Genomic DNA, 18,314 nt, shown 5'->3' with positions numbered 1-18,314 from the left:
TCACAGCTAAAAAGAAAATTGATTATAGGAAGACATATCTTCGTTTGTTAAAAAACTCGAAGAGAGTACTTTAATTAAAAATGAGTAAAATAGATTAGTAAGGTCCGATGTAGAACAAATGCCTTATCGTAATCAATATGATAATGGGCTTCTTCACTTTCACGATGTTTAAAATAAACCATACCTGTGCGAGTATTTTTGTTTCCGATAAGAGAATATTCAAATAGCAGTTCACAACATTTTAAGGGAGAAATTTCCATTTTATCATTTTCACATAGTGTTTTGAAAGTCGAATACGAAAAATCTGATTTTTTTGCCAATTGTCTTAAAACCATAAAAATCTTCTCGATTTCTGATATGCTAAAGTGGATAGAAAGTGCATTTTCTGTTTCACTTTTTGATTTAGTAGAGAAATTACCTATAAGATCGTTAATTTGAGATATCCCTAATGGTAGCGTAAAATTGAACTTACTTAAATCTTGAAAAAATAAAATTAAGTCTCTTGGTGTATGAAACGTGTGATCTACGACATACTTGAAACTACTATCGTTATATGCTATAGTTTTATCGAATAAGAAATCCCAAGGGTTCCCGGTGAAGGCAATATTTTCCTTTTCAAGTGAGTGTTTAATTCTATTATCAATAAATTGTTTAAGCATTGTTAAATTTTCATCCCTTTTAAAAAGTTTATGGTCGAACCAAACTAAAGAAATACCATAACTTGAAAAAACTTTAGCCATATCCGCACTCTTTTTTATTAAAACGTCAGAAATGTCATCCCTTAACAGAATTATGACCTTTGCGTCTATACCATTATCAGAAAATAGGTTATTATTATATGTCTTTGCGATTCTGATTAAATTTAATATAGATTCCACACTTTCCTTATTTTCCGCCTTAAATTCAATATCTAAATCGTCAAAAATAATCTGGTAGCTATTACCATTATAACTTTCAGGGTAACTTGCTAATATACTAGTAATAACTTCCTCTAAGTGTGGGATAAGCTTGTAAAATGGGGCCTTTGATCCTTTTAACGATATTTCTTTAGTGTTTTTAAAGGTGAATAAACGCATTATTTTCTCAATGTATACTTCAAAGCCCGTCTTTTGAAGTATTTCCTTTATCTCGTACCTATCTATCCTAACAAAACCAGTATTTTTTGCTAGGAAATGTTTAATCACTTTTATTTCCTCTAAATGTTGAACTGCTTCATTTTCTGTTATCAATTTCAGTAGCCTTGTCAATATGATCCATTTAAATAGGAGTTCCTTCTGGATGCCATCACCAACCTCTTTGGAAAATTGCACCACCTCTTCTAAATCGATATCACTTTTTTGAATATATTCGCAAAATTTATTCGAACTATTTTTGGCAGCTCGATGTAGCATTTGACCAATGGCAGATTTACCGCTACCCTTTCTCCCAGTAATTATAAATTTTTCTGTTTCAATTTCTGGTAAAACCTTCAGATAATCAACGAAAACATCTTCTAGTTTTACCCTAGATCTATTATTGTTTTCACTTTCCGCTTCTGGAGTGCCAATGTATAAATTAGCTGTCGTTATTTTTTTGTTAAACATATTTGCTTTGAATTTTCCATGGTAATTAAATTTACTGGTTCGTTTTTGAGACAGTTTTTTCTCTTTGCCCGCAACTGACTCAAAGTAACTGTTGAGGAAATACTTTCTTTATGATATCCTTTGCTTTTTGGTTTGAAGCCAAATGTTTTAAACTATAATCGGTGAGACTCTGAATTTTCATATGGCGACTGGTCAATTTTTTTAACCCCTTGTTGTTATAAATACTGATGGCCCTGGAATAATCTTTGCTATTTATAATTTGCTCAATCAAAGATAGTCTTTCGCTAAACCACGCTTCTATCTCAATTTTGTCCTTGAACTCCTCATAATTCGCATGAACCTCTTGCATATTCTGCCCTTCGTGGATATGTGAATCTTTAAAATAATCATTTATCCTACTTGAAATATATTTTGATGCTTGCATGACTTTATCTTTTTCAAGTTCATTCAACACACTCTCTTTTAATCGTTCCAATGCTACGTCATCAACGTAAAGTTTTTCAGAAATATCTTTGAGAAAATCCTCTTGCAGAAATATATTTTCAATTTCTGCCATTTGAAAATTATACACATCGCATTTGGCGTATCTATTAAGTACATCGGGATCGTGATAATCGGAATCGATAATGCCGAATGCACGAGTATTGACAATGGGTATTTTATTATATGCTTTGGTGAAATTTATCACATTACGACAGCTCTCTACTGGTACAATTGTGTACTGCGGAAACAAAATTTTGAATACTTTTTCATCTATCTGACCTTTCTCGCTTTCACAAAAAAGAATGTTCTTTCTGCTCCCTAAAAGCTCAAAAAAAAGGCTTTCCGGAATTTCGTTATTAGGTATTTCTTGTATATCCCATTTCAATGGATAAATAAAAGATTTAAGCCACACTTTTTTTGCATCTGTCCGGCTCGTTGCAAAGTCAAGGTCATGGGTCAAATAAATAAAAATGCAGTCCTTTCTGCACGCTTCCAGTTGGTCCCAAAGTTTTGTTATAATAGTTTTGTGAAGATACATTTCAGGTTCATCAATAATCACAAAGCCGTCCTTTGGGGCCTGAATGACCTGACAAATTAGATATAGAGAAGATTTTTCACCCTCACTCATTTTGATTGGTTCGTAAGTCTGATCATTTTTCACATGTACCCTCAGATTAAGATCCTCACTCAGTTCCAATGAACGGTAATCAAATATCGTGTTCCAAATTCTAAGTGCTGTTTCTAGCTCAGATTGAAATGAATTTGTAACGCTTTGACCGCCAATCGAATTTTGATAATAATTCAGCGCATTTTTATAATGTTTTGCAATCAAGTTCCCTAAGACGTATCCAAACTCTTCTTTGATTTCAAGAAAATCTTCAAAATCCTTGAAGGTCCTGGATTTTTTGTTCATAGCAAGCCACTTCTCTTCGGCAATCTTATGGGATGGCAAACTGTCAAGCTCGGGAATAAACAAAACTCTTTGTGCTGAAATAACTAGGCCATTGTGGTTTAGATTTTCTCTCAGGCTGTTTGCAAGCGAAGTTTTACCGCTGCCATTGGCACCGATTGCCACGATGTTATCGCTGAAATAATTTAGTTGTCTAAAAAAATTCAGGTTGAATTCAAGTTTTTCAAATGCACTTTTGGTTTCGCTGAGGCTTGCGTTTAAAAGGCTATCTATAAATGTCTGACTGCCCAATTGACTTTCTGTCACTTGTGGTACTAATTCAATAAATTCATGAAAACTAGCCTGAATAGTCTTCATGTAGTTGTAGTTATTGCCCTGCTTGTTGAGAACAATAAAATAATCAACGCATTGATTATTCCAGTTCTGTATATCTTCTAAATCTGCATGTTGTGGGTTGGCGTGGTATAATAGATCGTAATATTGCATTATTCTATTACGTGCGGTGGTTAGGTCAATTGTCATAGTGAGAGGTTATTGGGACTAACATACCAATTTTTGATCAATAAATCAAAGTCTTAACCGGAGGCAAAAATTTTGATTTTGTCTCATTTGTATGTCGGTTGATAAGATATGCCTTATTACTAAGGTTACAGGAGTTATATAATGTAATACCCTCTTTATTATATCAAGATAATTCATATCATTATGCTGTTTCCTTCGTTTTGTGAGACATTTATTCTCTTTCCCGTAATTGATGCAAGTAAACTTACAGCTGAAAAAAAGATATACAGTAGGGGATGAAGACTTTCCTTTTTTGAGACGCTTTTCTTTGCCGTAATTGGGTGCAGATAAACTTACAGCTGAAAGAAAGATATACAGTAGGCGATGAATACTTTTGTTTTTTGAGAAAAATCAAACGTGTTTATTTATAAACTTAAAGAAAATAGTCAAATCCAACTTGCTGGATACTGTGAAATATTACTGGTCTGTGCTATAAGGTACACTGTTCAATATCTGGATGGGTTTTCAAGAGTAGATTGTAAGGAAGCTCAGGGGTTTGGGATACGGTGAAAAATTGCTCTTTCTTCACTCAAAATGTAATAATTCTGAGTTACTATTCTACCAGGTAAATTCCCTTATTTGAAATCTGCATAATAGCTGTTCAATTCATTTCAGTTAAGCGACTGTAACTTACAACCTTGGAATGCTTCAAGCTAATCATGGACCGGTTGCTGAGTGAAAAAACTATAAACAGAGATCATCATATCACCTTTACCCATAAACCAGCTCGTGCATTGTTTTCCGCTCTCATCAATAAAATATGCGCGCAAAAATCCATAACGTATAAACTAAAGTTATCCGATAATCACACTTGACTTTTTTTGCACTTTTCTTCTTGCACTTTCCTTCTTCTTAATCAGTAGCAAAGGCATGTCCACTAATAGTCCCCCCGAAATCCGGATAGCATCGTTTCCTGAACCGCCATCAAAGCTTCTTAATCTTGGTGTCAATTGCCCTCCGAAACTGAGTGTCAATGGGCTATTCCCTAATCCAAATCTAATATTTGCCCCTGGAGAAAAAAGTTGGTCCCAGCGTGCCTCTTTGGGAAGTCCGCCTTCTTCACGCTTAATTCGGTAAGATACGACAGCTCCAAGATCGAACATTAGAAGACTTGCGGTTACATAAGATCTCCTGTTTTTTCCACTTCTCCAGTTGAAATCTAAAGTTATCGGGGCACTAAAACCAACAACCGCACCCTCGTGTTTGCCCTTTATGAATTCCGCTCCTGCATAAGGTCCAAAATAAGCCCCTAAAGATACTGTGAAAAATGATGTTTGTTTCAAACGGTAAGATGCTGGTGGCAATGCAAAACTTTCAATGACCTTCGCCATCTGTGTGGCATCTTTCGATTGGAGGATGCCCGAAATGAATGAGATCATATGGGTAGCTTCCTTCATAGCCTCGCTACCTGGTTCTAAATAAGTACTCAATAGTGCCATGCAACTAGCTGAGGCTGCTCCAAAGTTTTTATCCTGAATGAGTTGATAAACTTCAAAAACCTGGCCCACTTTTTTTATGCCATTTTCTAAAAAATCCGTCGTCTTGATGATTCTTTTATTTTCATTCATACTCAGCGTTACTTCCATTACCTCAGATAATGCAGTCCAATAACTATTAATATTGTACATCACTTTATCATCCTTTTTCACCAATGCTTGGCGTTCTTGAAAATGCTGTAAGGTCATCAGTACATTACCAAGCCAGCCTTTAAGCTCGGAGACATTAGTAGCTGAAAGCGCATACAGGTTCATTTGGTTGAAACATGATGATAATTTCGGATATTTGTTCACCAACAAAGCCATGAAAATTCGCATGAGATCGTCGTTATTTCGCATGTTGGTCATAAACTCAGTAGAACTTAACCAAAAATTAATCTGTGCTTTATCATTTGATGAATCTTTGGATTTATACATCTCCTGATTAATAATATGAATGAGCGTCATAAACGTTTGTACTTCTGAACTCCGAAGCCTGGGAGTCTGACCATCACCACCAAAATATTCTGCCATCTGTACGAAATTGTAGTGCTTGATAATTCTATCTGAAATCAAGCAGGCGTCGCTGAGATAAGGTAGTAACGGCTTCATTTTACTATTCACAACTTGCGGGGTTGTTTCCAGATAATCAATGCCATTACCAGGAAGAGAGATTAGGTCTTTCGAAAATGAATATTTCCAGGAATTATCGAAATTAGGTGGACTTGCTCTATCCCAATCCAAGAGTTTAGAGGAAGTCTCAGGTAATAAAGTCTTTAGCGCCCTTACCATGCCTGCATCCGCTCTATCCGTATCAAACTTGTTTCGCATACTCTCCATAAAAAAGACCATGGCCTCCTGCTTTACTCGCTTCGCTAAGTATATTGAGAAAGCATCAATCAGCTCTGATTGACTTGGCATCCCTTTATTAGTGAGTTGCGCCGAATTGTTTGTAATGTTAATATTATACTCCTTAATTTCTTCCTGTAGTTGTTGTTCGCTTTTCGTTCTATAGTCATTTAATACTTCGTTCACAACAGCAGGGTCTACAGTAACTTTTGCTAACCCAATTTCCTGTATGGCAGAAGCATCAATTCCGATTAATTGAATGGCATTTTTGAAGGCTTTGTCACTTCTAGATATTTTAGTTTTTAGCTCAACTATCTTATTTGAAATCTTATCTTTTTCTGCATTGACCAAAATAGAAGCTTGTACTTTTAGACAAGAATCGGGTGAGGAAACGCTATCCTGACATTTTAACTTTGCTTCATCATTGATTTTTATATAAACCGGGTCGGTTCCATTTAAAGAGTACCCAGAAATGACGTTTAGCTCTTTATTCAAGCGATAAAGCTGATTGTTAAGGTTTTCAAGTGCATTTTTTTTCTCTCGGACATCATTAAGAGTGACAGAGTTAACATCCTTTCTCTCTTCGACATACCGCATGATCTTATCATAAACTTTCTCTCTATTATTCTTTAATTGTTGCGCATAGGAACGGATCAGGAAAATATTGTTAAGAGAATCAATTATACCGTTATGAACAGTAGGATCTCCACTTTTCATGATGAATTTCTTTAGAATAATTCCAATGTTATCAGTATTTGTACTGCTTGGATTGGTTTTCCATTTGTAAAGGGTGATAGCATCCTGATATAGATTTCCCCCAGTCTGAGCCGATGCTACAGATAAAAAAAACAGCATAATGATAGCTGTCAATGATAGTTTTGTTTTCATTTTTCGAGCGTTAAGTTGAAGTAGATTACTTAGAAGTTACCCTAGTAGATCTCAAGTTTGGTTTGCCTGAAATTACTCTATAAAGTTTTGATAGTCAATACTTAATCTTAAGTATTTTTTTGCTAATATTAAGCATCTTCTCCAACCATATCTCTCTGCGATATATTACTTATGTCGAATTTTTTTTTGATATGTTCTGCTGTGAAAAAAAAAGATAGGTTTTAGGTTCGTTTTTTGAGACAGGTTCAATTATTTTCACTTATGGATCTAGAAATCTATAATGGATTAGAAGGGAAGGTCATCGTCATATATCTCATCAACCTCCAATTGAACTTCTTTCAAAGGGCCTTTCCATAAATATGTATTAGCTCGAAATCCAAAAGTTTCTAACTTCCCCAATTCAGGCTTAAAGTTTAATTTTAGTTGTTCAGATGGAACCGCAAACTTATTAGCAATTAAATCACGTAAACTATCAATACTAGGAAAATATTGTTCATGTACATCTTTAGCTTTATTCTGAATCAATAATTCCTCGTCCATTACTTTCACAGACTCTATCACTTGAATGTCTCCTAAAATCAAGTTTTCATCAAGATAGTGTTCAATGCTAAACTCAAGTATCTGAGGATCAATGTCAGGCAACAATAATAGGTATTCTTGATACTCCGCCAATTTCGCTCTTATAAACTCAATTACTTCTTTAAATTCCTGTTTTGACTGCATATCATATACAGCCTCTATGAAGCCAGTTTTATAGTCACCTACTCTAAATTTTCCATTTCCATTAAAGAAAATCTCGTAAAACATACCTGCAGCCAAGCATTGTTCGGTGAAAGGTGGAAAAAAAATTGCTTCTTTTAAATTTAAAATGAAATCCATAGCTTCCCAAGAACCGCCACAAGCTGATTGGTAGATATTTCTACCTAATACAAACCAATCATCACGATTAAACTCATCATTAAATATATTACGCGGTAGATTATATATTGATTGGATGGCAGGATTTTGCGTGTACCAGTCATAAGTCCGTAATTCTTCAATTATTTTTCCTATTTCTGTGCTGTTGTATTCGAAATATTCGGAATCTGAATAAGCTTCTTCACTAAAATCTTCGATTTGAATTTGTTGGCTCTCGACATCGCTATTATTTTTAATTTCAAGCTTATTCAGTATTTCATTTTTGCCATCCTCTCCTCTTTTCTCAACGACATCAATATCATATTCATCTGCTTTGTCTTCGGAATGAACAATTTGGAGTGCTTTTGCTAGCTCAAAAATATTTTTTGATCCCTTACTAAGCAAGACCTGAGTCAATGTTTCAGTATTAATGATATAAAAATCATTTGAACCACTATATAATTTGAATTCATAGACCAGCCTAGTGTCGGCAATAGAAAGGGTTTGATTTGATATGGGTTTAGGTAATCCTGAATGAATAATCTGACTTGGCATGTACATCCAATCAACTTTATTATCGTTACTCAAAAAAATAACCTTCCTAATATTATTTATTCTAATATAGTCTAATACCTCCTGCCAAATAATAAGGTCTCCGGTAGCATTAAAATCTTTATAATTATCTTTAAAACCTGGCGGCAGTTGGGCGGCAAATCTATTAGGTCCATTAATAGAAGTAAGATTTACAAGGTCGTATATATTACTCTGTAGCACAGTGCTTGAGAATCGTGAACTAATTTCATTGTGTATATCATTTATATAAGCTTCTTTATTGCTATTTGAAGCATTACTAAAGTTTGCAAGTTTCTTATATATACTGTCAAGATCTTTATGATAGTCATCAATGTTATTATATCCAATGCCCTTAACATTATTTTCAGAGACATGCATTTTCAGATAACGCATTGCTTCTTTGAAATCTTTACTAATAGAATTTAATTTTGTTCCTGCACTCAGATATTCTTTTGTTTGACCCTTAACATATTTTTTTGAATATTCGTTAAGAGCCCATGCTGGAGTTTTAACGCGTTCTTTTTTTATTAGTGGGTCTATCCATTCAAAAAACTCGTTACGAGCAGATTCATATAATCTGAAGAATTGTGCTAGAATGTTGGTGTCGATAAAAATTATACATTCTTCATCTTCAATAAGTTTAGCAATCTGTTCGAAATATTTGTCTTTATCTAGAATACTGAGAGGAAATTCCATGGCACCGATAAAATAGGTTAAAGTTGTTAATTATATTCGTTTTGTGAGACAACTTGATTTTATTATCCTTTTATTAAAATGGCGGATCATCTTCAAATTCCTTTTTGGGCTGAATCGGTTGCAGGTAGTTGATTTCCATCTGGTTCAAAGCCCTGAGCATGATTTGCCCGATTGGCTTGGCATGTACGCTGACTTCATTGGAAATCCGGTTAGGTCTCCTGAAACTTGGACCATAGGTTAATAAACCCATATCAGCAAGGCGGTATTCCATGACCCTATGGCTTACTCCGAAATATTTACTTAAATGGTCAATAGTCAAAAGAAAATTAGTCCAGTTCTCCGCATCATTGTTGACGTGTACATGGTTTGGTCTACGCCTTTCTCTTTTACTTTGGCAATCGATCAACCGCACGACAGTGTTTAATTGCGGCATCATCAAGCATGCAGCAAATTTGTTTGCCTGCCACTCTATCCAGTTACGGTCATTGACCAATACATGTTTCCCCATAATTGGGTCATAGATGGAATCCGATTGGCTGTCATAAACAAATTGTTCCATGGAAAGATGACCGTGGAGAAAGTAATGAGCGACTTCATGCGCCAGTACAAAGGCAAAACGGTCTGTGCCTTGAAGGCTGGAATCAATAATGATTTTCTTTTCCTTAGCCATGCACATGCCCAGTATCTCACGGTTCTTAGGCTGTTCGATGGCTTCAATGGATATGTCAAGCTGATGTTTTGCTTTAAGGTAGTCTATAAAGCTTTCCGCATTCACACCAAGGTGGTGGTTGCGTATGTTTGGATTGAAGTCGTCCAGCAGATTTTCGGCCATTCTTTCAAGTAACTCCCCAGATAAACGTTCTACGCCTGTAATTTCGGAGCTTTCCGTGGCTTTACCGGAAAGATTACCCATTAATGCGTGACGGATAAACCTTTCAATTAATTCCGGCCAGTCGATGTCTTCCATATGTTGATGGATGCCTAGACTGCTTAATTCGTTCAGGAAGCTCAGCTTTTCCAATTGGGCTGCAATCTGGGCAAAATCAGTATCGATCAGTGAATTTTTGCGCTTTCTTGAACTATAGATTTTGGTATTGTGGCTGTCTTCGTCAACTTTGATCCAGACAATCTTATGTGCTTTAACCAATTTTTCAGCTTTTGGCTGAAGATTGGTCGTGCTAATGAATATGGGATGAAGATTCCATCCGCCAATGGACTGCATATTCTGAATAAATTCACCGACATCATTTCCAGGTATGGTGGTCTGATAATCCTTCAGTTCCACCAAAAAAATCATAATTGGTTTTTCTTTGGGGTTTAGCCGCACTTCAACGCTCATGTCAAATTCGATCCATCCGCCCAATATTTTAGATTTATAATGGGGTTTCAACCTGAACTTGCAGCACTTTGGCAGTACACCAAAACGTCCATCTTCAAATGCTGATTTTAGTAACTGAAATCCTTTCTTTTCAAATGCATTTCCCCTGCCGACTGTATTGTTTTTATTCATGCGGTTAACCTATTGATTACAAGGGCTAAGATAGGGAAGAGTTTTCAGGAATGTTTTAACAGTTGCTAGTTGTTTGTTAACAAATTGAGGTATAATTCGACATAGAGTAAGCCTTTTATTTTGAAACGTAACCAACCATCCCATGCTTGATTATATTAAAATCCAGCATTCAATATTTAGATGCGAGGTAGATGTGAAGATTTCTTCTGGGTATTCAATATATTTCCATGTGCCGTCATTCATAAAGGGTATAGGTTAGTTTTATGTGCTTAATTATAGGTAAAAAATATGGCCATATTTTGGCGATTGCTTCATTTGTTTCTGCAATAACAGCTGATTGGATATTCCGATAGAAAAAATGAAATTTTTCACATTAATAGTGCTGTATCATTTATTGAGATTTTATTTTAGCTATTTTTTACAAATAGATACAATCTATCGTTCATTTTTTGAGGCACTTCTTTTCTTTTTATCGTATCATTTCGTTACCATAATGATTCTGCTCTATTAAAGCATTATTTTTTTGTTAGACACCAATCTTAAGAGTAATAATAGTAAGAAGATAGGTAAATTAAATACAAGCATTTTCATGAGATTTTCAATGACATAAATTGGCCCTACGGTAAATGCAATTTCGATGAAAGTAGTAAAGGAATAAAACTTTGATAGAGGAACGTTAGTGTTCGGTAGATACCCTTCTGCAAGTGCCGTTTGCCAAAACATAAAACCTTCATCTTCCTTCAAACAATGTCCATCAACAAGAATTTCACGTTTAACCTGATCAATTTCTACTAATTTATAGGCTATTCCTGAATGTCCCACATATTGTATATCTCCATCGCCAGAATTACACCCGTATACAATTTGCGTTCCTATGTAGTTGTCGAACATACGTGTTTTGCTTAGAAATATTTCTGGAATAAAAGAAATGAAGAAAGCAGCAACTACATAAGGTAGGAGACGGTTAATAGCTTTGAAATCATACAGTCTGTTGACACCTTTATAAAGAATATAGACAGGCAAGAAAACCCATAAAATTACAGTTAACAAGATTAACAAATCTTTATAGTTTTCGGGACTGTTTTGGTTGAGATTAATTATAATATTGCTAAGGAACTTTCCTAAGATTAAAATTAGTAAGCTAGAATATATATATTTTGGAGAGAAAATCTTGGTTTTATTTTGTTGAGAGAGCATAGAAATAATTGTGCTTAATATTATTAATTAGCTAAAATGGTAAAATTCGCCAACTTATTTTAATTGCATTCACTTTATCGAACATTAAGTTTCGTTTTATGAGACAGTTATTTTACTAAAAGATTAACTATCGGGAGCCCAAATTCTTATAAATTAAAAAAGTTGTTTATATTGTTTTGTATCATTTCAATAAATGATTTTGACAAGAAAAAGCTGACTATTTCCCAAATCAATAGTAATCCTCCAACTACGGCAGCCCAAATTGTGGCTCTCCTAACCCTAGTTTCATTCTTTTCAACTCGTTCCGCTAGTGATTCTTTTGATTTCTCTTTTGAAACATAACCACCAGATTCCAGTAGTAAAGAACCATCTAGGGTGATAAAATATCTTTGGTTAGCGTGTTGCGATATATAACCATCTTTAATCAATTTATCTAAGAAAGGATCTAATGGAAAATCAACATTCAAACCTACCCAATAGACAGTTATTTCTTTTATAGATAAGTTACCTGCATTAAAATGGGTTAGTATATCATCTAATATTTTAAAATATTTATACTCACGCATTACATTTTTGTTTAAAGGCTCTTGTATTGATAAACTTATTGTTTCTAAGTTAACAATTAAATATCGCACTGCTTAGAATTTATAAAATCATTCGTTTAATGAGATAATCTATTTAATCTTTGGTCTAGCTTTATTAGAATTTCAAATACGGTTCGAAAATAATCTAATGCTAAATCTTTTGAGAAGTTTTCTTGGTAAAGCTGCGAAAACGTCGATGAAAGAGTTGTAATTTCTGTTTTTATTCCAGCATTTATTGGTTTCCCTTGCATTAGCTGCTCTTTGACATCGTTGATGTTGAACATATACCCTTTAAACTTAGGCGGAGCATCAGCAATAATTTTTTTTGTTTCAGCGTGGGAATACGGGTTTCTTACCTTATCTCTAAGTTCATTAAGTATCTTGTATTCTTGTTCTGTTATTAACTTTTCATTCTTCGCAAATAATAAAGTATTAAAAAGCTTTTCTGCATCATATTTTTTTATTGCTTCTTCTGTCTTTTGGTTATAAAGTTCGGGCTGTGAATAGTTAATACCTATGGTATATTTCTTTATTAATACCAATTTCATAACTCTTTCCAGAAGATGATTTGTAGAAAATATGCTTGCCTGGTGAAGATCTAAAATTAAACATTTTAGGTTTTCATTTATCAATGAAGTAAGCTCTATGAAATGGGAGTGTTTTGTTTCAAAATACTTGCTAAGTACTTTATAATTTTTATCAATAGAATTATTAAATTCCGTTGTTAAGAATTCATTTATAGAGGCTTGCATAAAGGGTAATCATTTATTTAGTTTTTCTTTTTGAGAGATTTTATCAGAATATTTTCTCTTAATTAATTGAAGTTAAATAGTCTTTGGCTTTTTGGGCAAAACTATGCGCTTGTTCCCGGCACTTATGAAATTCTTTCACTTTTCCCATCTTATAACTTATCCTATTGGAATTAAGCCTCTCCATCAATCCAGTTTCTTCTTCAGAAACCAGTTTTGCCTCTTCCCTGTTTTTATCAAGATTTTTAATCAACTGAGAAAATTTTTCCGTAATCGTATTCCACCTTTCCATATCAAACTGTAAATTCAATAATTTAGCATCTGTCCAGCCTTTAAAGTTAATAAGTTCTACAATCATAGTAGTATGCAGATCCATCAAATCTGTATTCTTTACTAAAAGAATAAATTTGGCAGATGCTTTATTTACAAGTAAAAAATATTCATCTAGTTCCTTTTTCTTCTCCGCTAAAATATGCAAATTAGATTGATTGTAATAATCAATAGGGATTTCAAGAATGGTATACATCCAGTGTACATAGCTCTCATAAAATTCAATAATCGCGGTCCTCTCCTCAATTCTGTGCGTATTTTGGAATGAATACATTTGTGAAATTTTTTGTTCAAGAGCATTATTCTGTTGAACATAAATCGAAATAATTTTTTGCACTTTATCTGTAAGTTCTTCAATATCTTCCTTCTGCGCTAAGTTCTTCGCTTTTTCGCCAGAGTATGCGAAAAGGTATTCTTTCAAAAGTGCAGCTGCACCTAAAACAATAGCACTTGTAGTCAATGAGGTTGTAATTATTTTATATATCTCGTTCATCTATTAAATTAAATTTTCCGTAGACCTTCTTTTCAATTTTTTCGGCTGTTTATTTATTTTTTTGTTTTTCTGTTAGCCCATCATAAGCTTTAAGGTATCTGTAACAGGTTGCCCTGCTGATTTTCAAGCTATTCGCAATTTCTTGGACTGACGTTCCATCATTTGCTTCATATAGAACCTTAACTGCTTTAATTTTGCTTATTGTTTCTTTTGTATATCCCTCAGGGCGGCCTCCCTTACGCCCTCTTGCTCTTGCTGAAACAATACCCGCCTTTGTTCGCTCACTTATTATTTCTCTCTCAAATTCTGCTAACGACGCAAAAATATTGAAGGTAAAACGACCAGTGGCCGTATTTGTATTGATGCTATCTTGAACGCTTAAAAAGCTTACATCTAGCGTTTGCATTTTTATGACTAAATCAATTAAATCCTTTAATGATCTGCCTAGTCTATCCAATTTCCAAACAACAACAGTATCACCCTTCCTTAGCTTTTCAAATAATTTAATTAACTCCGGGCGCTCTTTAGACTTACCCGAAATTTTTTCCTTGAAAATAATTTCACAACCAGCTTTATTCAAGGCATCAATTTGTAAATCTAAATTTTGATCCTGTGTGCTAACACGTGCGTAACCTATGTACATAAAAACGTTTGTCTGATAAATATACGAAACATAGATTAATGATACGATTTATTGAGACAACTATTTTGGCCTTTTCCTTACTATTTGGTGTAGCGAATAAATTCTCAATTAATGACCCTATTTATGATTTATTAATCGGCGAAAGTGTACGTAAATTAAATGCCTGATAGCTTCAAAAAACAATTAGAGAGTAATATTGCAATTTTAAATTAATATCCACATATTGCGAAGGCAGGGGGTGAGAGCCTTGCATCAATCATAGATTGAGAGCGTTAATTTAGATAAAAAGGATGTGACAGCGAGTGTCGCATCCTTTTTTTGCTAATAATTCAAAATATTATTCTCGTATTAATATCCCTTATAGTTTAAAGTTTCGACTTACTCTACTTTTTCTAGAATTTTCTGCATATCAGAACCAATCTTATGATCCAATACCTTTGCATAAATCTGTGTTGTTTTGATACTGGTGTGTCCCATCATCTTAGATACACTTTCTATCGGTACGCCGTTGTTAAGCGTTATAGTGGTGGCAAAGGTATGCCTTGCAATATGAAAAGTCAGCAACTTGTTGATATCGCATAGGTCTGCAATCTCTTTTAAATACGCGTTCATTTTCTGGTTGCTCATCATTGGAAGCAAAGTATCTTTGACAATACATTGGGGATGGTTTTCATAAGCCTTAATTATGGACAGAGCTGCTGGCAACACGGGAATCCTTGAAAGCGTATCGGTTTTCTTTCTGCTTGTATATATCCATAGATTGCCATCAGTGCCGTTAACCAACTCAGAGCGCTTCAGTTTACATACATCTACATAAGCAAGCCCTGTGTAACAACTGAAAACAAACATATCCCTAACTGTACCAACCCTCTCCATAGTGAACTTCTTTTCTTTGATGCGGCTTAGCTCTTCTTTAGTGAGTACCTCACGATGTACGGTATTCTGTTTCGGTTTGTAGTTGAGATATGGGTCAACGGTTATCCATCCGTTACCTAGGCATATCCGTACAATCTTGCCGAGGTTTTTGATGTATTTGATTGCAGAGTTATTGCCGCAGTTGCGGACGCTTCGAAGATAATATTCAAAATCGATCAGGAAAGCGAAGTTGATCTTTGCAACAGGAATATCTGAAACATTATAGTTCAGCAGCATAAATTCTTTAACATGCATCAGACAGGTCTCATAGCGTTGAAGGGTACTCTTTTCAAATTCTTTGCCGATGAGGCTCTTCATCTTTGCGTTGTGATCTTCAAATATGACAACCAGGGTCCTTGATTGAAACGCTTTGCCAATGAAACGGTTTTTAACCGTTTCTGCCGTAACGGTTTCGTTCGCTATCGTCATTACTTGGTGAAGCTCTTGAGCCTTTGACTGCAACTTATCCAGATAAGCATTTAAAACCCTGGTATCTTCTTTGGTACCAGCGGCCCGCCCAGCCTGTGCGTTCCAGCGATTGGGATCGCAAGATTTTCCCGTTGAGGTTTCTGCCCGTCGTCCGTCAACTGTAAACCGCAAGTAAATGGTTATTGGACCGTTTCTGTAAGTAGAGCGCTTTTTTAAATAGAAAAGCAGATTCATGTTTGTTCTCATGACAAATGATTAAAGTGAAACAAAATTGTTAATTCTGTCACTTACAGTCAAGATGTTTAATGATTGAACTAGCTTATAAACAACTGTTTAAGCTAGAATTGGTGAGCATTTATACCGTTTAATGTGCTCACCGAATTGCTCACCTTTTTCTTGCGAAAAAATGAATAATTTGGTGGTTCTAGAAAACGAAAAAGCCTGTAAACATTTAATTTACAGGCTTTTAGTTAAATTTAAAACTATTTTCGCGGAATGGACGGGACTCGAACCCGCGACCTCCTGCGTGACAGGCAGGCATTCTAACCAGCTGAACTACCACTCCTTTTGTTCTCTTTAAAGTTTGAACATCTTCCCCTTTCGGGAATGCAAATATAGACACTATATTCAGTTTATCACTATGCTAATCGACTTTTTAATCAATAATTACGTAACACCCTGAACCTCATTCTAAATATTTTAATCAAAACGATTATTAAACAAAAAAGCCTCAACTTTTTCAAGTTAAGGCTTTTGTTGCGGAATGGACGGGACTCGAACCCGCGACCTCCTGCGTGACAGGCAGGCATTCTAACCAGCTGAACTACCACTCCTTTTGTTCTTCTTTAAAGTTCGAACCTCTTGTCTCTTTCGAGGTTGCAAATATAGAGACTATATCTTAATTCGCAAACTTTTTTTTTAAAAATATTTAACTCCCTAACCTACAGCACCTTCTTGCATCTTTTCTGCATTTTCTGCAAACTGAAGTGCACTAATAATCTCCTGGATGTCGCCATCCATGATCGATGGAAGGTTATACATCGTTAAGCCGATACGGTGTTCGGTAACGCGGCCCTGAGGGTAATTGTAGGTTCTAATCTTAGCAGAACGGTCTCCTGTTGATACCATTGTTTTACGCTTAGCGGCAATATCGCCATTCTTTTTCTGCAATTCGATATCATAAAGCTTGCTACGCAACATCTCCATTGCAATAACACGGTTACCTAATTGCGAACGCTCTTGCTGACACACCACCACCAAACCAGATGGCTTGTGCGTTAACTGCACTTTCGTTTCTACTTTATTTACGTTCTGTCCACCTGCACCACCTGAGCGCGAGGTTTGCAACTCAATATCGGCAGGATTAATGTATAGATCAATTTCTTCAGCTTCTGGCAAAACAGCTACAGAAGCAGCTGATGTATGCACACGGCCCTGTGTTTCGGTATCTGGCACACGTTGCACGCGATGTACGCCGCTTTCGTACTTTAACTGACCATAAACATCATCGCCATTTACTTTCAGAATTACCTCTTTATAACCGCCCGCAGTACCTTCGGTTACATCAACCGTTTCTACTTTCCAGCCTTTGGTTTCGAAATAACGGGTATACATGCGGTATAAATCGCCTGCAAATAAAGCAGCCTCATCGCCACCAGTACCGCCACGGATCTCAAATACGGCATTCTTAGCATCTTCCGGATCTTTAGGAATCAACATTAAACGGATATTGCTTTCCATTTCTTCCTGTTGCTTTAAAAGCATATCCAGCTCTTCCTTTGCCATCTCACGCATTTCAGCGTCTTTCTCTGTTGCTAAAATTTCTTTGTTGGCATCAATGTTACTCATCACATTTTTGTAGATTTTATATTCGTCTACAATTTTGCCTAAGTCTTTATATTCTTTGTTTAAAGCTGCAAATCGTTTCATATCCTGAATTACATCCGGATTGCTCAACGATTCTTCTACATCTTCCCAACGCAGCTTTATAGCTTCTAATTTATCTAACATATTTATTCTTGTTGAAATTTCCTGACTGCTAGCGTATCGCCAAAAATTAGGAAATGCAAAAATAAGGAAAAAAGCTGAATTAGTTTGGAAAGGAAAAACTAGAGTTTATCAAAGATTTTGGAAATGAGCATTTCTGTGTACATGGCGGCCGGTAGCCCCGCTAACATTCCAAGTCCTCACTCGTACCTCGCTCCGAGCTTTACACTTATATCGGGTTTAGGAACAAAGAACGGTGCATTTTAGGCATAATGCAACCCTAAATAGCAGCAGAAACCTGTATAACTAAACGGGATCCGATAGCTATCGGATGCAGTGGCAGCTCGCGATTTTAAAAAAATCGGGACTATAACGAAAAGCCCGACGAACATTAAACCGAGCTACAGGCTCTGCTTTCCAAAAACAAGGTATTCATCAACGGTGCAGGCATGAAAAGGAAGGTACAGTATTATCGAAAGGGATTTGGAAATGAACAGTTCTGTGCCTGTGGCAGTCGGCAGCCCCGCTAACGTTCCAAGTCCTCGCTTCGCTACGGGCTTTAC

General features: G+C 35.5%; 12 protein-coding genes and 2 tRNA genes. All 14 read right to left on the bottom strand.

Going from position 1 to position 18,314, the window contains the following annotated elements; all coding sequences use genetic code 11:
- Positions 1 to 74: 74 nt before the first annotated feature.
- The 14 genes from EZ456_RS07440 to prfA all read right to left on the bottom strand — a co-directional run bounded on the left by EZ456_RS07440 (position 75) and on the right by prfA (position 17,775).
- Positions 75 to 1,583 carry a P-loop ATPase, Sll1717 family gene (locus tag EZ456_RS07440; RefSeq protein WP_131528789.1) on the bottom strand — a complete coding sequence of 503 codons (1,509 nt, stop codon included), beginning with the start codon at positions 1,581 to 1,583 and terminating at the stop codon, positions 75 to 77.
- Between the two features lie 79 nt (positions 1,584 to 1,662).
- Positions 1,663 to 3,498, bottom strand: a complete 1,836-nt coding sequence (locus EZ456_RS07435; RefSeq protein WP_131528787.1) for an AAA family ATPase — start codon at positions 3,496 to 3,498, stop codon at positions 1,663 to 1,665.
- 833 nt (positions 3,499 to 4,331) lie between these two features.
- Complete coding sequence (locus tag EZ456_RS07430) at positions 4,332 to 6,749, bottom strand: hypothetical protein (RefSeq protein ID WP_131528785.1); 2,418 nt, start codon at positions 6,747 to 6,749, stop codon at positions 4,332 to 4,334.
- A 285-nt stretch (positions 6,750 to 7,034) separates the two neighbouring features.
- Positions 7,035 to 8,915, bottom strand: a complete 1,881-nt coding sequence (locus EZ456_RS07425) for a PIN-like domain-containing protein (protein ID WP_131528783.1) — start codon at positions 8,913 to 8,915, stop codon at positions 7,035 to 7,037.
- Between the two features lie 73 nt (positions 8,916 to 8,988).
- The gene (locus tag EZ456_RS07420) at positions 8,989 to 10,425 is read right to left on the bottom strand and encodes an ImmA/IrrE family metallo-endopeptidase (protein ID WP_131528781.1); all 1,437 of its coding nucleotides are present in this window, start codon (positions 10,423 to 10,425) and stop codon (positions 8,989 to 8,991) included.
- Positions 10,426 to 10,932: 507 nt separating this feature from the next.
- On the bottom strand, positions 10,933 to 11,622 hold the full coding sequence (locus EZ456_RS07415) for a hypothetical protein (RefSeq protein ID WP_131528779.1): 690 nt from the start codon (positions 11,620 to 11,622) through the stop codon (positions 10,933 to 10,935).
- Between the two features lie 146 nt (positions 11,623 to 11,768).
- The gene (locus EZ456_RS07410; RefSeq protein WP_131528777.1) at positions 11,769 to 12,188 is read right to left on the bottom strand and encodes a hypothetical protein; all 420 of its coding nucleotides are present in this window, start codon (positions 12,186 to 12,188) and stop codon (positions 11,769 to 11,771) included.
- A gap of 95 nt (positions 12,189 to 12,283) precedes the next feature.
- Complete coding sequence (locus EZ456_RS07405) at positions 12,284 to 12,958, bottom strand: hypothetical protein (RefSeq protein ID WP_131528775.1); 675 nt, start codon at positions 12,956 to 12,958, stop codon at positions 12,284 to 12,286.
- A gap of 58 nt (positions 12,959 to 13,016) precedes the next feature.
- Positions 13,017 to 13,778: a hypothetical protein gene (locus EZ456_RS07400; RefSeq protein WP_131528773.1), complete on the bottom strand. Its 762-nt coding sequence runs from the start codon at positions 13,776 to 13,778 to the stop codon at positions 13,017 to 13,019.
- A 49-nt stretch (positions 13,779 to 13,827) separates the two neighbouring features.
- Complete coding sequence (locus EZ456_RS07395; protein ID WP_131528771.1) at positions 13,828 to 14,421, bottom strand: recombinase family protein; 594 nt, start codon at positions 14,419 to 14,421, stop codon at positions 13,828 to 13,830.
- A gap of 378 nt (positions 14,422 to 14,799) precedes the next feature.
- Positions 14,800 to 15,999, bottom strand: coding sequence for a site-specific integrase (locus EZ456_RS07390; RefSeq protein ID WP_131528769.1), 1,200 nt, complete (start codon positions 15,997 to 15,999; stop codon positions 14,800 to 14,802).
- Between the two features lie 257 nt (positions 16,000 to 16,256).
- A tRNA-Asp gene (locus EZ456_RS07385) sits at positions 16,257 to 16,330 on the bottom strand.
- A 194-nt stretch (positions 16,331 to 16,524) separates the two neighbouring features.
- A tRNA-Asp gene (locus tag EZ456_RS07380) sits at positions 16,525 to 16,598 on the bottom strand.
- Positions 16,599 to 16,701: 103 nt separating this feature from the next.
- Positions 16,702 to 17,775, bottom strand: a complete 1,074-nt coding sequence (gene prfA, locus EZ456_RS07375; RefSeq protein ID WP_116250528.1) for a peptide chain release factor 1 — start codon at positions 17,773 to 17,775, stop codon at positions 16,702 to 16,704.
- Between the last annotated feature and the right edge of the window lie 539 nt (positions 17,776 to 18,314).

The organism is Pedobacter psychrodurus, assembly GCF_004331735.1.
Lineage (GTDB): Bacteria > Bacteroidota > Bacteroidia > Sphingobacteriales > Sphingobacteriaceae > Pedobacter > Pedobacter psychrodurus.
The sequence above is the reverse complement of the archived record's forward strand: the minus strand, read 5'-3'. Positions and strand labels throughout refer to the sequence as shown.

What these genes read in the sequence shown, in the direction of transcription:
- EZ456_RS07435 (WP_131528787.1), bottom strand. Translation starts at nt 3,498, where the DNA reads ATGACAATTGACCTAACCACCGCACGTAATAGAATAATGCAATATTAC.
- EZ456_RS07440 (WP_131528789.1), bottom strand. Translation starts at nt 1,583, where the DNA reads ATGTTTAACAAAAAAATAACGACAGCTAATTTATACATTGGCACTCCA.
- prfA (WP_116250528.1), bottom strand. Translation starts at nt 17,775, where the DNA reads ATGTTAGATAAATTAGAAGCTATAAAGCTGCGTTGGGAAGATGTAGAA.
- EZ456_RS07395 (WP_131528771.1), bottom strand. Translation starts at nt 14,421, where the DNA reads ATGTACATAGGTTACGCACGTGTTAGCACACAGGATCAAAATTTAGAT.
- EZ456_RS07430 (WP_131528785.1), bottom strand. Translation starts at nt 6,749, where the DNA reads ATGAAAACAAAACTATCATTGACAGCTATCATTATGCTGTTTTTTTTA.
- EZ456_RS07415 (WP_131528779.1), bottom strand. Translation starts at nt 11,622, where the DNA reads ATGCTCTCTCAACAAAATAAAACCAAGATTTTCTCTCCAAAATATATA.
- EZ456_RS07410 (WP_131528777.1), bottom strand. Translation starts at nt 12,188, where the DNA reads ATGCGTGAGTATAAATATTTTAAAATATTAGATGATATACTAACCCAT.
- EZ456_RS07405 (WP_131528775.1), bottom strand. Translation starts at nt 12,958, where the DNA reads ATGCAAGCCTCTATAAATGAATTCTTAACAACGGAATTTAATAATTCT.
- EZ456_RS07400 (WP_131528773.1), bottom strand. Translation starts at nt 13,778, where the DNA reads ATGAACGAGATATATAAAATAATTACAACCTCATTGACTACAAGTGCT.
- EZ456_RS07390 (WP_131528769.1), bottom strand. Translation starts at nt 15,999, where the DNA reads ATGAATCTGCTTTTCTATTTAAAAAAGCGCTCTACTTACAGAAACGGT.
- EZ456_RS07425 (WP_131528783.1), bottom strand. Translation starts at nt 8,915, where the DNA reads ATGGAATTTCCTCTCAGTATTCTAGATAAAGACAAATATTTCGAACAG.
- EZ456_RS07420 (WP_131528781.1), bottom strand. Translation starts at nt 10,425, where the DNA reads ATGAATAAAAACAATACAGTCGGCAGGGGAAATGCATTTGAAAAGAAA.